At 70.5% G+C, this 14,708-nt stretch carries 11 protein-coding genes and 1 pseudogene; 8 read left to right on the top strand and 4 right to left on the bottom strand.

The window, feature by feature from the left end:
- Positions 1-2: 2 nt before the first annotated feature.
- Positions 3-1,187, bottom strand: coding sequence for a phosphotransferase family protein (locus tag TU31_RS23685; RefSeq protein ID WP_245698655.1), 1,185 nt, complete (start codon positions 1,185-1,187; stop codon positions 3-5).
- On the bottom strand, positions 1,184-2,317 hold the full coding sequence (locus tag TU31_RS23680; RefSeq protein WP_042158869.1) for an Rv3169 family protein: 1,134 nt from the start codon (positions 2,315-2,317) through the stop codon (positions 1,184-1,186). Before TU31_RS23680 ends, TU31_RS23685 begins: the two co-directional genes overlap by 4 nt.
- A gap of 176 nt (positions 2,318-2,493) precedes the next feature.
- On the opposite strand from TU31_RS23680, the gene TU31_RS23675 reads away from it, so the two are divergent.
- Positions 2,494-3,651: a pyridoxal-phosphate dependent enzyme gene (locus tag TU31_RS23675; protein ID WP_042158074.1), complete on the top strand. Its 1,158-nt coding sequence runs from the start codon at positions 2,494-2,496 to the stop codon at positions 3,649-3,651.
- Between the two features lie 65 nt (positions 3,652-3,716).
- Here the strand turns inward: TU31_RS23675 and TU31_RS23670 are convergent, their stop codons facing one another.
- Positions 3,717-4,889 carry an acyl-CoA dehydrogenase family protein gene (locus TU31_RS23670; protein WP_042158072.1) on the bottom strand — a complete coding sequence of 391 codons (1,173 nt, stop codon included), beginning with the start codon at positions 4,887-4,889 and terminating at the stop codon, positions 3,717-3,719.
- A gap of 402 nt (positions 4,890-5,291) precedes the next feature.
- Between TU31_RS23670 and TU31_RS23665 the strand changes: the two genes are divergently transcribed.
- The 6 genes and pseudogenes from TU31_RS23665 to TU31_RS23645 all read left to right on the top strand — a co-directional run bounded on the left by TU31_RS23665 (position 5,292) and on the right by TU31_RS23645 (position 12,833).
- Positions 5,292-6,563 carry a glycoside hydrolase family 18 protein gene (locus TU31_RS23665; RefSeq protein WP_042158070.1) on the top strand — a complete coding sequence of 424 codons (1,272 nt, stop codon included), beginning with the start codon at positions 5,292-5,294 and terminating at the stop codon, positions 6,561-6,563.
- Between the two features lie 229 nt (positions 6,564-6,792).
- Positions 6,793-8,109, top strand: a complete 1,317-nt coding sequence (locus TU31_RS23660) for a helix-turn-helix domain-containing protein (protein WP_042158069.1) — start codon at positions 6,793-6,795, stop codon at positions 8,107-8,109.
- A gap of 66 nt (positions 8,110-8,175) precedes the next feature.
- The gene (gene adh / locus TU31_RS23655; RefSeq protein ID WP_042158067.1) at positions 8,176-9,699 is read left to right on the top strand and encodes an aldehyde dehydrogenase; all 1,524 of its coding nucleotides are present in this window, start codon (positions 8,176-8,178) and stop codon (positions 9,697-9,699) included.
- A gap of 276 nt (positions 9,700-9,975) precedes the next feature.
- Positions 9,976-10,878 carry an FG-GAP repeat domain-containing protein gene (locus TU31_RS23650; RefSeq protein WP_052719027.1) on the top strand — a complete coding sequence of 301 codons (903 nt, stop codon included), beginning with the start codon at positions 9,976-9,978 and terminating at the stop codon, positions 10,876-10,878.
- A gap of 288 nt (positions 10,879-11,166) precedes the next feature.
- Positions 11,167-11,575: pseudogene (locus tag TU31_RS37055) on the top strand (transposase); the annotation flags it as partial.
- 133 nt (positions 11,576-11,708) lie between these two features.
- Positions 11,709-12,833 (top strand): NAD(P)/FAD-dependent oxidoreductase, encoded by a 1,125-nt coding sequence (locus TU31_RS23645; protein ID WP_181018650.1) that lies wholly within the window; start codon positions 11,709-11,711, stop codon positions 12,831-12,833.
- A gap of 345 nt (positions 12,834-13,178) precedes the next feature.
- Here the strand turns inward: TU31_RS23645 and TU31_RS23640 are convergent, their stop codons facing one another.
- Positions 13,179-13,607: a VOC family protein gene (locus TU31_RS23640; protein WP_042158065.1), complete on the bottom strand. Its 429-nt coding sequence runs from the start codon at positions 13,605-13,607 to the stop codon at positions 13,179-13,181.
- 230 nt (positions 13,608-13,837) lie between these two features.
- Here TU31_RS23640 and TU31_RS23635 point away from each other — a divergent pair, with 230 nt between their 5' ends.
- The gene (locus TU31_RS23635) at positions 13,838-14,551 is read left to right on the top strand and encodes a hypothetical protein (protein WP_042158064.1); all 714 of its coding nucleotides are present in this window, start codon (positions 13,838-13,840) and stop codon (positions 14,549-14,551) included.
- Positions 14,552-14,708 lie beyond the last annotated feature (157 nt).

Below are 14,708 nucleotides of genomic sequence, written 5' to 3'. Positions count from 1 at the left end.
GCTCACCAGTAGCGGCCCTCGATCATCGCCTCCAGCGTCTCCCGGTGGAGGATCAGCGCATCGGCGTCGGCCGGAACCGGCATCTCACCGAAGTGGACCTGCCGGTAGGCCACTCGCAGCATGACGATGGCGTGCCGCAGGGCCGCGTAGAGGGTGTGGAAGTCCATGTCGCGGGGCGGGTGTCCGGTGAGTGCGGCATAGCGGCTCTCGACGCGGTCGCGGGTCAGGAGGCCGGGCAGTCCCCGTTGGCCGCCGGCCTCGGCGAGATCCTGGAAGAAGCGGTGGAGATAGATCATCCACGCCAGGTCGAGTTCGCGGGGGCCGAGGGCGGCCATCTCCCAGTCGAGGACGGCGGCCGGTTCGAACCCGTCGTAGACGATATTGCCGATCCGGGCGTCGCCCCAGCTCAGCACGGTCTCGCCGGGGTCCGACGGCCAGTGGTCGGCCAGCCGGACGAAGCCCCGCTCGATGAGCGGTGAGCGCGGACGGCCGTCAACGACCCAGGCGTAGTAGTCCCGTTGGGCCTCGACGTGCCGGTGCAGCGCGCTCCCGGTGCCGGGCGTGGCGAGGAAGTCGGCCGCCGCGGGCGGGACTTGGTCGTGCAGCCGGGCGAGGACCGAGACACTGGCGGCTTCCAGGTGGGCGCGCTGGGCATCGGTGGCGTCGTGCAGCCAATTCCCCTCGTACGTATAGGGCATGACGTCCGGCGGGACGCGGCCGTCGGCGCGGGCCATGACGAAGAACGGCGCGCCGAGGTGTCCCGGGTCCTCCTCCAGCCAGAGGGTGCGGGGCACCGGGAGGTCGGTGTGCGTGGCGACCAGGCGCATGGTGCGGTACTGCCGGGCCATGTCGTACCGCGGGAAGACGGTGTACGCGGCGGGGTCGGCGGCGAGCCGGAGTGCGCAGGAGACAGGTGCCGCGCTCTGTTCCGGCCCGGCCGGGGGCGCGGGGGACGGCGGCTCGGGGTGCTCGATGTCGAAGAGCAGCGTCTCGCTGGACATCCCGTTGGAGTCCGGGACGGTCGCGGCGACGGCGCGGGTGCCGGGCAGCCGGGTGCCGAGCCAGGCGGTGAGCCGTCGGGTGAGGGCTTCGGGGTCGCGGGTGGTGGTGCGGGGGCGCCGCCCGGCGGGCACTCCCCCGGGCTCCCTTCCGCCGGGGGTGGCGGCGGGCGGCGGGTGCGCCGTCATCGGCCGGCCTCCCGCGCGACGGAGTCATAGCCGGTGAAGCCGCTGGGGTCGTGCCGGCCGAAGCTGCCGTGCTCGAAGATGCCGTAGCCGGTCCGGCCGTCGAGGGTGAAGCGGGCGGCGTGGTCGGTGACTCCGTAGGCGGCGAGCGGGTGGGCCGCCAGGTCGGTGAGGTCGTAGCTGCGCCGGTCGGTCCAGCCCCGGCCCCGCCAGGTGCCGTGCTGCCAGTCGTCGGCGGGGGCATAGCCGGCGCCGAGGGCGAGGGGCGAGGAGGTGAGGATCTCGGCGGTGAGTTCCAGAGGCTTGCGGCCCGGGCCGGTGAGGTGGATGACGGCGCGTTCGGGGTGGCGGGTACCGGGGCGGTAGGCGATGTCCGTGTAGGGCCAGCCGAGTTGGACCTCGCGGCCGTCGCCGTGGACCATCAGGGCCTCGTTGAGGGTGCGGTGGCCGTCGGCGTCCTCCTGGACGATGACCATCACGAAGCGGTCGTCGAAGCGCACCGGGCACCAGACCCAGTGGAATCCCTCGGGCCGCAGCTCCTCCGCGGCCCGTCCGCCGTCCTCGCCGGGTATCGGGCGGACGCCCCAGCTGCGGTCGCGGGTACCGGTCCACTCCCCCGCCGTGACGGCGAGCTCCTGGCCTGCGACGCGGATGCTGCCGGTGCAGGTGCCCGCCTGGACGAACCGGCGGCCTTCCAGCATCAGCCGGTCGCCGCGGTACTGGGTGTGGTGCGGCTCCCAGGTGGCGGGACACGCCGCGTTCCAGGTCAGGTCGTAGGCCAGGCCGTCCGGGTCATCGGGGTCCGCGGCGCAGGTCAGCCGCAGGCGGGCGAGCGGTTCTTCGACGGTGACGGTGAGCGGGCCGACGGTGAGCGCGAGGCGGTCGTCGGTGAGCGCGTCGGAGGCCCGTACGGCATACAGCCGGTCGCCGAGGCGGAGGGTGGCATAGGCGTCGATGACACCGGTGTTGGGGTAGACGCCGAGACCGGCGATCAGCAGGGCGCGGCCGGAGTGGTCCATGACATGGAAGATGCACCGGTCGTAGGCGTTGCGGTCACTGGTGGCGACATGCCGCAGGGACAGCGGGACCTGATGGATCGGGTACTCGTCGAGCGCGATCGGGCGGTCGGGCACGGTCTCCTCCTGGGCGCGCGGGCGGCCGGGCGTCACCCCGGTACGACGCTCACAAACGGAAATTGACGGTACGTCAGCTATGGACGGACGGCCAGACCCGGAAGAGAAGTAGGGGGCGCCAATACACTTCGCCTGTTACCGTCTTCTGGTCCACGCGCCACTGATTCCCTGGAGCCATGGTGATCTCACGATCTCTGCACTGTCTGCGCTGCGCCCGTCCCGCGGAGGGTTTCGACGGCTGCCGGACCTGCGCCGCGGAGGGCATCGGCGTCAATACGATGCCGCCGCTCGCGGACCTGGGCGGCGTGGACCTCACCGGGTATCCCGGCGGGCCGTGGGGGCTGCCATCGGCCCTGCCGGTGTCCGGTCCGCCGGTCACGCTGGGCGAGGGCAACACCCCGCTCATCCGGCTGCGGAACGACCAGGACCGGGACGGCGCGGACGGGCCCGCCGGTGAGGTACGGCTGAAACACGAGGGCGGGAACCCGACCGGTTCGCACAAGGACCGGGCGATGGCCGTCGGGGTGGCCGCGGCGGTGGCGGCCGGTGCGGACACCGTCGTCGCCGCGTCCTCCGGCAACGCGGGGGCGGCGGCCGCGGCGTACGCGGCGCGGGCCGGGCTGCGCTGTGTGGTGTTCACCAACGAGGCGGTACCGGCGGGACTGCGGGCCCAGATCGATGCGCTGGGCGCCGAGCGGGTGGTCCACCCGGGCACCACCGCGGACCGGAACGCGGCCATGGCGCGGGCCGTCCAGGAGCCCGGGTGGTACCCGCTGACCAGCTACTCCGCCCCCTCACCGGGCGGGAATCCGTATGCCAACGAGGGGTACAAGTCGGTGGCTTACGAGCTGGCGCGGGACCTCGCCGGGCGGCGGCTCGACACGGTGGTGGTGCCCACCAGCCGGGCGGATCTGCTGGCCGGAATCGGCCGCGGCTTCCGGGAGTTGGCGGCCGCCGGGCTGATCGCCCGGGAGCCCCGGCTGGTGGCCGCGGAACCGGCCGCCGCGGCGCCGTTCACCGCCGCGCTGCGCCACCCGGACCGCGCGGACCAGGAGCGGACCCGGGTGGCCGCCGGGCCGACGGTGGCGTTCTCCCTCGGTGAGGAGCGGCCGTGCTGGCAGGGGCTGGACGCGCTGTGGCGCAGCGGAGGCACGGCGGTCGCGGTGAACGACGAGGCGATCTCGGCCGAGCACCGGCGGCTGGCGGCCGAGGGCCTGCTCCTGGAACCGTCGTCCGCCGTGGGGGTCGCCGTGGCACGTGCGCAGGCCCGTACGTCCGGCGCGCTGGTGGTGGCGATCGGGACGGCGACGGGGCTCAAGGGGCTGGGGGGCTGACACCGGGACCCGGTCGGGCGGGAGCCGCGGGGTGGGCGGGAACCTCCCCGCCCACCCCGTCCCGCTCAGCGCTTCTCGGGGCCGGCGAGGTGCCGGGCGATGACCATCCGCTGGATCTGGTTGGTGCCCTCGACGATCTGCAGCACCTTGGCCTCGCGCATATAGCGCTCGGCCGGGAAGTCGAGGGTGTAGCCGTAGCCGCCGAGGAGCTGGACGGCGTCGGTGGTCACCCGCATCGCGGTGTCGGTGCAAAACAGCTTGGCCATCGCCGCTTCCTTGGAGAACGGCAGACCGGCGTCCCGCAGCCGGGCGGCGGTGAGGTAGAGGGCGCGGCCCGCCTCGATCTGCGTCGCCATGTCGGCGAGCATGAAGCGCAGACCCTGGAAGTCGGCGATCGGGCGGCCGAATTGCTGTCGTTCGGCGGTGTACGCGAGCGCCTCGTCCAGCGCCGCCTGAGCGACGCCGACCGCACAGGCCGCGATGCCCAGGCGCCCGGAGTCGAGGGCGGACAGGGCGATGGCGAAGCCCTGGCCCTCCTCCCCGATGCGGCGGGAGTCGGGGACCCGGACGGCGTCGAAGTGCAGCTGGGCGGTCGGGGAGCCCTTCATGCCCATCTTGCGCTCGGGTGCCGCGGCGCTCAGGCCCTCGGCGTCACCGGGCACGAGGAAGGCGGTGATGCCATGGGCGCCGCTGCCGCCGGTGCGGGCCAGCACGGTATAGAAATCGGCCACGCCGCCATGGGTGGTCCAGGCCTTGGTGCCCTCCAGCGTCCAGGTATCGCCGTCGCGGGTGGCCCGGGTGGTCAGAGAGGCGGCGTCGGAGCCCGAGGAGGGCTCGGAGAGGCAGTACGCGCCGAGGAGTCCGCCGCCGAGCATCTCCGGGAGGCGTTCGGCGCGCTGCTCCTTGCTGCCGAATCCGGCGAGTGCATGACAGGCAAGGGTGTGCACGCTGACGCCGAGGCCGACGGTGAGCCGGGCCGCGGCGAGCTCCTCCAGCACCTGGAGGTACACCTCGTACGGCTGGCCGCCACCGCCGAATTCCTCGTCGTAGGGCAGCGACAGCAGGCCGGACTCCGACAGCAGGGTGAAGGTCGCGCGCGGGAAGTGGCCGGCGTCCTCCTCCTCGGCGGCCGTTGGCCGGATCTCGCGGTCGGCGAGCTCGCGTACGAGCGTCATCAGGTCACGGGCTTCTTCGGTGGGCAGCCTGCGGTCCACCGGCCGGGGGCCGTACTCGGTCATGGCGGCGCTCTCCTCCCTGTCGGGCGCTGCGGCGACACGCGCGGGGTGGGCGGCGGCGCCGGTTTCCGTAGTGCCAGGCCGATGATCGCGTTCCGGGTCTCGGAAGGCGATGACCTGCGACTGTGGCGCTAGGAGTATGCCCGATCGGAGGCTCCGCGTCACGGGTTGATCATTACTGGCCAAGGGGATCCGGCCCCGGTACCGGCCGGACGGGAAATTGGTCCGAACCATTGACTCACTGGTCTAGTCCTTCTACCTTCACCTTCAACGTTCAACGCGTTCATGCCAATTCGGAACGCAGGTCAGGCTCCCTCCAGGGAGTGTCCGCAGAGCCCCGCCGTCCGTCTGGAGCGCGGGCCGTTGGGGAGCGCGGACACCCCTACCCCCCTCCGAGGAGACGACATGCCCATACCGCACCGGCTGCGCGCCCCGCGCAGAGTGATCGCCGCCGTGACCGCGCTGTGTACGGCGGCGCTGGCCGGCACCCTGCTCGCCGGACCGGCCTCCGCCAGCCCCGCGAACGCCCCCACCGCACCGCGCGACACCGCCCCGGCGGCACCCGCCGCGGCAGGTGGCAAGGTCGTCGGATACTTCACCAACTGGGGTGTCTACGACCGCAATTACCACGTCAAGAACATCGAGACATCGGGCTCGGCGGCCAAGCTGACGCACATCAACTACGCCTTCGGCAACGTCCAGGGCGGCAGGTGCGCCATCGGCGACTCCTACGCCGACTACGACAAGGCCTACACCGCCGACCAGAGCGTCGACGGCAAGGCGGACACCTGGGACAACGGCGCGCTGCGCGGCAACTTCAACCAGCTCGGAAAGCTCAAGAAGCTGCACCCGAACCTCAAGGTGATCTGGTCGTTCGGCGGCTGGACCTGGTCGGGCGGCTTCGGCGAGGCCGCCAAGAACCCGGCGGCCTTCGCGCAGTCCTGCTACGACCTGGTCGAGGACAAGCGCTGGGCCGATGTCTTCGACGGCATCGACATCGACTGGGAGTACCCCAACGCCTGCGGTCTGACCTGCGACACCAGCGGCCGGGACGCCTTCACCAAGGTGATGCGGGCGCTGCGGTCGAAGTTCGGCCAGAGCAATCTGGTGACCGCCGCGATCACCGCGGACGCCTCGGCCGGGGGCAAGATCGACGCCGCCGACTACGCGGGCGCGGCCCAGTACGTCGACTGGTACAACCCCATGACCTACGACTACTTCGGCGCGTGGGACGCCAAGGGCCCGACGGCTCCGCACTCCCCGCTGACGTCGTACAGCGGCATCCCCAAGGCCGGCTTCAACAGCACCGACACCCTCGCCAAGCTCAAGGGCCTGGGCGTGCCGGCGAGCAAACTGCTGCTGGGCATCGGCTTCTACGGCCGCGGCTGGTCCGGCGTCACCCAGGACGCACCGGGCGGTACGGCGACCGGCGCGGCACCGGGCAAGTACGAGGCCGGCATCGACGACTACAAGGTTCTCAAGAGCCGCTGCCCGGCCACCGGCAAGGTGGGCGGCACCGCCTACGCCAAGTGCGGCGACCAGTGGTGGAGCTATGACACCCCGGAGACCATCGGCACGAAGATGGCCTTCAAGGACGCACAGGGGCTGGGCGGCACGTTCTTCTGGGAGCTGAGCGGCGACACCACCAATGGTGAGCTGATCAAGGCGATCAAGTAGCGGTAACCGGCGCGGAGTCGGGCGGGGGGCAGCGGCCTTCCGCCCGTTCGTCGTCCGGCATCCCCGGCTGCCCGCGGGCTGCCGTCCCCGCGGGCTGCCGGAACGGGCGCACGACCGCTCGATGCGCGCCCCTCGTGGGCACCCGGCGCGCCCCGCGGGGTTTACGGTCCCGCCCGCTACGAGCACCATCGGCCGTACGGGTGCAGGAGCCGCATCGGAGAGGTGACACGTGGTCAACCCTTGGCTGGCGATGGAGGCCGGAGCCGATCCGGTGGAGCGCACCCGCACGGTGCGCAGGGCCCATGCGGCGTTCCTGGCCGACGGGACGGTCGCGCCGCCGGTCCGCCAGGTGGTCGCCGACTCCTGGCGCCGGTCCGCCGACGCGCACGCGGCAGCCGACGGCGCCGCGCCCATCGAGCTGGACGAGGCCGCGCTGCACGCCTACCGGGACGGGCATCCGCTGGCCCGCGCCATGCCGGTCTTCCGGGAGCTGCTGGGCAGCTTCGCGCAGGACGGCGCGCATCTGCTGGCCGTCTGCGATCCGCAGGGACGGCTGCTGTGGGTGGAGGGGCACCCCGGAGTACGGCGCAGTGCGGAGCGGATGAACTTCGTCGTCGGCGCCCGCTGGGACGAGCGGCACGCCGGCACCAACGCCCCGGGCACCGCCCTCGCCGCCGAGCACGCCGTACAGATCTTCGCCGCCGAGCACTACAACCGGCAGGTGCAGCGCTGGAGCTGTGCCGCCGCCCCGCTGCACGATCCACGGACCGGCCGGCTGCTGGGCGCGGTGGACCTCACCGGCGGGGACCATGTGGCCAGTCCGCACAGCCTGGCGCTGGTGCAGGCCACCGCCCGCGCCGCGGAAGCCCATCTCACGTCGGGCGTACCGGAGTTGGGTGTCTGTCTCTCCGCCCTCGGCCGGGACGAGGCACTGCTGGTCATGGACGGGAAGCGGCTCCGGCTGGGCCGCCGGCACAGCGAGATCATCACGCTGCTGGCCCGGCATCCCGAGGGCCTGACGGGTGATCAGCTCTCGGTGCTGCTGTACGGCGAGCGCGAGAGGCGCCCGGTGACACTGCGGGCCGAACTGTCCCGGCTGCGGCAGCTGGCCGGCACCCTGCTGCACTCCCGTCCGTACCGGCTGAGCAGGTCCGTCGAGACCGACCTGGACGCGGTCGAGGAGGCGCTGGCCGTCGGCGAGGTGCGCTCCGCGCTGAACGCCTATCGCGGCCCGCTGCTGCCGTCGTCGGAGGCGCCCGGTGTCCAGCGGCTGCGCGGCGCGCTGGCGGACCGGATGCGGTCCGCGCTGCTCAGCGCCCGCGATCCCGGCCTGCTGCGCGAGTGGTCGCGCACTCCCTGGGGCGAGGACGACCTGGAGATCTGGGAAGCCCTGGTCGACGCCCTCCCGGAGCGCTCCCCGGCCCGCAGCGCACCGCTGGCCACCGCGCACCGGCTGCGCGCGGCGTACGGCCTGACCGGTGGCGGGGCGGTGGGCGCACCGGCCGCCGCGCGCGTCGCAACGTTCACGCAACCTCCCCGGTTCTAGCCTGCGCGCAACGCCCGTCACACGGAGTGCCGGGCACCGCGCCGAGAGCGATTGGGAGGCCGCACCATGGCCCGTTACGCCAGCCCGGGTTCCGCCGATGCCGTGATGAGCTATCTGCCCCGCTACGACCACTGGATCGGCGGCGAGTACGTGGCGCCCGCCCTGGGCCGGTACTTCGAGAACCCGACCCCGGTCAACGGAGCACCGTTCACCGAGGTCGCCCGCGGCACCGCCGAGGACGTCGAGCGCGCCCTGGACGCGGCACACGCGGCCGCCCCCGGCTGGGCCCGCACGGCCGCCGCCGAACGCGCCGCCGTCCTGAACAAGATCGCCGACCGGATGGAACAGCATCTGGAAGCCCTGGCGGTCGCGGAGAGCTGGGAGAACGGCAAGCCCGTACGGGAGTCCCTGGCGGCCGACATCCCGCTCGCCATCGACCACTTCCGCTACTTCGCGGGCGCCATCCGCGCCCAGGAGGGCTCGCTGTCGGAGATCGACGAGGACACCGTCGCGTACCACTTCCACGAGCCGCTCGGGGTGATCGCCCAGATCATCCCCTGGAACTTCCCCATCCTCATGGCGACCTGGAAGCTCGCCCCGGCCCTGGCCGCAGGCAACACCGTGGTCCTCAAGCCGGCCGAACAGACCCCCGTCTCGATCCACTTCTGGATGAGCCTGATCGCCGATCTGCTGCCGCCCGGCGTGGTCAACATCGTCAACGGTTTCGGCGCCGAGGCCGGCAAACCACTGGCCTCCAGCCCCCGGGTCGCCAAGGTCGCCTTCACCGGTGAGACCACCACCGGCCGTCTGATCATGCAGTACGCGTCCGAGCACCTGCGGCCGGTGACGCTCGAACTGGGCGGCAAGAGCCCCAACATCTTCTTCGACGATGTCTCCTCCGCCGCGGACGACTTCCACGACAAGGCGCTGGAAGGCTTCACCATGTTCGCCCTCAACCAGGGCGAGGTGTGCACCTGCCCGTCCAGGGCGCTGATCCAGCGCGGCCACTACCAGGACTTCCTGGAAGCCGGCGTGGCCCGTACGGAGAAGATCGTCCAGGGGCACCCGCTCGACACCGACACCATGATCGGCGCCCAGGCCTCCAACGACCAGCTGGAAAAGATCCTCTCCTACCTGGACATCGGCCAGAAGGAGGGCGCCCGCATCCTGACCGGCGGCTCCCGCGCCGAACTCGGCGGCGAACTGGAAGGCGGCTACTACGTCCGCCCCACCATCTTCGAGGGCAACAACGACATGCGGGTCTTCCAGGAGGAGATCTTCGGCCCCGTGGTGGCCGTCGCCCCGTTCAGCGACTTCGACGACGCGATCGGCATCGCCAACGACACCCTCTACGGCCTGGGCGCAGGCGTCTGGACCAGGGACGGCTCCACCGCCTACCGCGCGGGCCGCGCCATCCAGGCCGGCCGCGTCTGGACCAACTGCTACCACGCCTACCCGGCTCACGCGGCCTTCGGCGGCTATAAGCAGTCCGGTATCGGCAGGGAGACCCACAAGATGATGCTGGATCATTACCAGCAGACGAAGAACTTGTTGGTGTCGTACTCCCCGAAGAAGCTCGGGTTCTTCTAGACGCCAAAAAAAGGGCGCCTGGCCAGGGCAGATGCCCGGCAGGCGCCCTTTGTCGGGATGCGCCTGGGCCGTGAGACGAAATCGACATCACCAAGGGCGGCTGTCCCCAGCGGAGTTGCCGCCCGTCCGCGTTGCCCTCCGGACGGAATTCAGCATTCCACACCCCATCGCAAAACCACTGGGACAGACGTGCAAAGATCCGGACAATGAGGCGGTGCGCTCCCCACTCCTATGCGGAGCGCACCGCCCCATTCCGCATACCTCATGGAGTCATACGTGACCCAGTCTTCCCGGCGTGCACGCGCCCTGTCGCGGCTCGTCACCTCGGCGGTCTCCGTCGTCCTGGTCGGTGCCACCGCCGGCACCGCTCTGGCCGACGCTCCTGCGACGACCGGTCCGGCGAAGAACGTCGCCCGGAGCGCCGCCACGGCCGGGCAGCACAAGCCCACCCCGGCCGCGCCGTTCTTCTTCCTCTCCGGAATCCTGCCGTCGGGCCAGATGTACGCCTACATGCCCGACGGGAAGGGCGGCTTCGACGACAGGTCGGGCGCCTACGTCTGGCCGCACTTCCGGCACGGGGTGGCGATTGACCCCGATCTGACCGGCTACCAGGACGGTGCGTACCACGTCATGGACGACGGCGCGCTGAATCTCTGGCGCAACGGGCGCCTCAAGAAGGTGGCCACCGGCTGGGGTCAGTACAACGTCGTCTTCTCCCCCGGCACCCTGGGCGGCGCCAAGCACCCCGACCTGCTGGCCCGCGACAAGCAGGGCGTCCTGTGGCGCTTTCAGACCAAGGCGGACGGCTCGCTGGCACCGCGCGTCAAGGTCGGCGCCGGCTGGGACCAGTTCACCCAGATCGCCGGTCAGGGCGACCTGACCGGCGATGGCAAGCCGGACATCGTCGCCCGCGACAAGCAGGGCGTCCTCTGGCTGTACAAGGGCACGGGCGATCTGCGGAAGCCGTTCGCGTCCCGCGTGAAGGTGGGTCCCGGCTGGAACCAGTTCAACAAGCTGGTGGCCACGGGTGACGTCGACGGCGACGGCCACAGCGACCTCCTCGCCCGCGACCCCAAGGGCAACCTGTGGCTGTACCACGGCACGGGCAAGGCGTCGTCGCCATTCACGTCCCGGGTGAAGGTCGGCTCTGGCTTCAACCAGTACCGCGATCTGTTCTAACCGTCCTTACGGGGGGGGGAGGCGTTCGCGCTGAGCCCAGCAGCGCGACACAGGACCTCTACGCGGCCCGTTCTCCGGCAAGCCGTCTCAGCCTTTGTCGATTGGCGACGAGAACTCCGTAGACGGCCACGACCGGGCGGTCGACCCCGTCATGCCGCGGGCGGTGGCGGCCGCCGCGGAAGAAACCCTCGGGACGGACCCGGTCCGAGGGTGGTGCAAACGGTCCGGGCCCCACCCATGTTCTAAGAAGTCATCTCATGTGGTGGGGTCCGTAGGCTCAGGACCGTGATGGGGATCGTTGAGCGGCTGGTGCCGGACGAGTTGTGGGCGTTGTTCCAGCGGGTGGTGCCGGAGGCACCGTCGCGCCCGCAGGGCGGTGGCCGACGCCTTCACGGGGACCGCGAGGTGCTGGCCGCCATCGTGTTCGCGGCCACGCAGGGTGCACCTGGCAGCAGCTGCCCGCCGCGTCGTTCGGGCCCTCGGGAGCGACGGCCCACCGCCGCTTCGCCGAGTGGACGAAGGCCCGGGTCTTTGCCAAGCTGCACCGCCTGGTCCTGGATGAACTCGGCTCCCGCGGCGAGCTGGACTGGTCGCGATGCGCGATCGACTCGGTGAACATGAGGGCCCTGCAAAGGGGGACCTGACAGGTCCGAATCCTGTCGACCGAGGCAATTACGGCTCAAAGATTCATTTGATCACCGCATCGCCTGCACCCTCATCTGCTTCCGCAGACTCACCAAATGAGCTGACCTCATAGTGCTCACCGTTCCACATGCCTGCATGCTAGAAACGGGAGTTGAGTTCGCCCGTAATCCGGGAAGGGGGCGTTCGTGAGGACCGAGTCCGTGAAGCGGCCGGAACGTGTTGCTGTCATCGGAGTGGGCATCATCGGAGCCAGCGTGGGCTGGAACCTGTCCCGGCACGGCGCCAAGGTCGTCCTCGTCGACGCAGGCCAGCCGGGCGAAGGCGTCACCAACTGGTCTTTCTCCTGGGTCAACGCCAGCAACAAGACCACGCTCAAGTCCTACTTCGACCTGAACGTCGCGGGCATGGCAGCCCACCGTGAGCTTGCCAGGACCATCGGGCCAGACTCATGGTGGTATCCCAGCGGCCACCTGCGCTGGGCAGACGATCCCGCAGCGGAGACGAAGCTCCTGAAAACGGCCGAACAGCTGGCCAACTGGGACTACCGGGCTGAGGTGTACACGGGGGCCGAGGTGCGCCGCCGCCTCGAACCTGCTCTCACGATGCCCAGTGAGGTTCCAGTCGTGTTCTACCCCGACGAAGCCTGGGTGCACGGACGTCATCTCGTCAGCCGCCTGGTCGGCCAGGCCGTTGCATCCGGCGCCGAGCTCCGGTCCGGCACCGCGGTCTGTGACATCGACACAGGTGCCGACGGGAGCGTCCAGAAGGTTGCTCTATCGGATGGGAGCTGTCTCGACGTCAACATCGTCGTGAACGCAGCAGGCCCCAGCGCCTCGCACGTCGCCGAGCTCATCGCACGGCACTTGCCGATGCGCCGGGAACCCGGCGCCGTCACCCGGATCGACTGCACTCAGGTCCCGGTTCACCGGGCCATGCACGCGCCGCACATCGAGATCCGTCCTGACGGAGATGCTTCGGTGGTCCTCCACAGCCGCGAGATCGACGCACTCATCGACACAGGCGAAGATCCAGCGCAACTCGCACGGCTGCTCCACGAATCGGCGCGGCAGGTCGTTCCCGAACTCGGCAACGCCCGCATCGCACAGACACGGGTAGCCCACCGGCCCATCCCGGCCGACGGATTCCCCTCGGTGGGAGCGGTGCCGTCCGTGCCGGGCTACTACGAGGCCGTTTCCCACAGCGGCATCACCCTCGGGCCGGTAATCGGCCGGCTGCTTGCCTCGGAGATCCTCAGCGGCAAGAGAAATGAGATGCTCGCGGACTTCTGCCCGGAGCGGTTCCCCCCGTGACAGCCCGGGCAAGCGCCACCAGTACCGCGACCAGGCGGGCGCGTCTCCGTGCGCCCGAAACAGTCTCGTAAAGCCGCGCCGCCGCGTCACACGAGCCGGAAAGACCGGACGGTCCTCCACCTCTGCCGCTCCAACCCGCGCACGAGTCATCCGCGTCTGGTGGTTGAGCGCCACACCAAGAGACGTGTTGCAAGCAGCACCAGCCGCTCAGCGATCCCCACCACGGCCCGGATCCTGTTGGTAGCGGCCTACTGACGTACGAACTTGACGCTGCGGCAGCTCGCCCCGCTGTTCGGGGGGGGGCGAAGTCGGCCGCTCGCGGCATCATTCCGGCTCGGAGCGTGCTCAGTCGATACAGAACTCGTTGCCCTCGATGTCCAGCATGGGGATGCACGAATCATTGCCGTCATACAGCGTTTGCACGTGTACCGCGCCGAGTGGGACCAGTCGTGCGCATTCGGCCTCAAGTGCGGCGAGGCGCTCTTTCCCCACGAGCCCGGTGCCGACCCGCACATCAAGATGCACCCGGTTCTTGGCGGCCTTTCCTTCGGGAACGCGCTGGAAGTACAGTCGCGGGCCCACACCTGAGGGATCACTGCAAGCGAACCAGGAATCCCGCTGCTCAGGTGGCTGCGAGCACTTGAAATCGTCCCAAGTGGCAAAGCCCTCCGGTGGCGGCGGTATGACGTACCCCAACACCTCGCACCAGAATCGAGCGAGGCGCTCAGGTTCTGCGCAGTCAAAGGTGACTTGCAACTTCTTGATCGCTGACATCGGCGCAACATATCAGAGGGGCTCCGCCTCCCAGCGGTGGTCCCCAGGATCCAGTACTGACCAACCAACCACCCTTATTCCACAGGCCAGTTACGGGACACCCCTTAGGGCCTGTCTCTCCGATCTGTGTTAGCCGGGTGTTGGCGGAGCGGCAGCTTCTCGATAGTGGCCCGGACCAGAGTGGGTGACGTACGAGAGACAACGACCCGACCGCCCCCGGGGGACCTGAAATGAGCTCCAGCACCACCGCCCGCACCGCCCGTCGCCGCACCCTGCGCATCGCCGCGGCGGCCCTGACCGCAGCCGCCGGCCTCACCCTGACCGCCTGCTCCGGCTCGGACGCCGCCGACGCGAAGTCCGCGGGCCACCCGAGCACGAGCTCTTCCGCCGCCAAGTCCGCCGCCTCGGGCTGGTCCGGAATTCAGAGCTCTGAGGGCAAGGCCAGCCCCGATGCCCACATCGGCACCAAGTCGGTCGCTGCGGGCAAGCAGTCGGGCGGCGCGCAGTCCGCCAGGGCCAAGACGGGATCCCCGGTCCGCACCCAGACCCTGGTGGACGGCAGCACGGCCAAGATCTACGACCTCGGCTCCCAGCGCTACCGCGCCGAGATCGTCAGCGACGGTTCGGTCGTGGCCGCGATGGAGACGACGGGACAGGACGCCGACGCCGGGCTCGACGCCAACGGCATGTTCGTCGTGCTCACGATGGGCGGCGAGGTGCACTCCTGGATGGGCGGCGAGCACCGGGGACCGGGCACTTTCAAGCTCGCGGGCGGCTGGACGGCCAAGGTCACGAAGGTCGGCGAGCTGCGGTACCGCGCGCAGATCATCGGCTTCGAGGGCGTGGCCGCCACGCTGGAGACGAACGGGCACGACGTGGGGGTCGAAGCCAACGGCGGGTACATCGTGCTCAGCGCCGGCGGTGTGATCAGCGCCCACAAGTAAAGACCCGCCCGGCTGCGGCGGGGCGGCCCCACCGCCATAGCGGCGGAAGCGGTCTGCGCACTCACGCACACCAGGCGTCATTCATGGCCTGACCATGACGAACGTCAACCTGTGCAACTGGCCCGGTGCGTGCATCGAACCCAGTGAAGAAAGGCGA

The organism is Streptomyces lydicamycinicus, from assembly GCF_000829715.2.
Lineage (GTDB): Bacteria > Actinomycetota > Actinomycetes > Streptomycetales > Streptomycetaceae > Streptomyces > Streptomyces lydicamycinicus.
This window is presented reverse-complemented; position numbering and strand designations above follow the sequence as displayed.

Coding starts and splice junctions, on each gene's coding strand:
- TU31_RS23685 (WP_245698655.1), bottom strand. CDS start 1,187: ATGACGGCGCACCCGCCGCCCGCCGCCACCCCCGGCGGAAGGGAGCCC.
- TU31_RS23675 (WP_042158074.1), top strand. CDS start 2,494: ATGGTGATCTCACGATCTCTGCACTGTCTGCGCTGCGCCCGTCCCGCG.
- TU31_RS23670 (WP_042158072.1), bottom strand. CDS start 4,889: ATGACCGAGTACGGCCCCCGGCCGGTGGACCGCAGGCTGCCCACCGAA.
- TU31_RS23665 (WP_042158070.1), top strand. CDS start 5,292: ATGCCCATACCGCACCGGCTGCGCGCCCCGCGCAGAGTGATCGCCGCC.
- adh (WP_042158067.1), top strand. CDS start 8,176: ATGGCCCGTTACGCCAGCCCGGGTTCCGCCGATGCCGTGATGAGCTAT.
- TU31_RS23640 (WP_042158065.1), bottom strand. CDS start 13,607: ATGTCAGCGATCAAGAAGTTGCAAGTCACCTTTGACTGCGCAGAACCT.
- TU31_RS23635 (WP_042158064.1), top strand. CDS start 13,838: ATGAGCTCCAGCACCACCGCCCGCACCGCCCGTCGCCGCACCCTGCGC.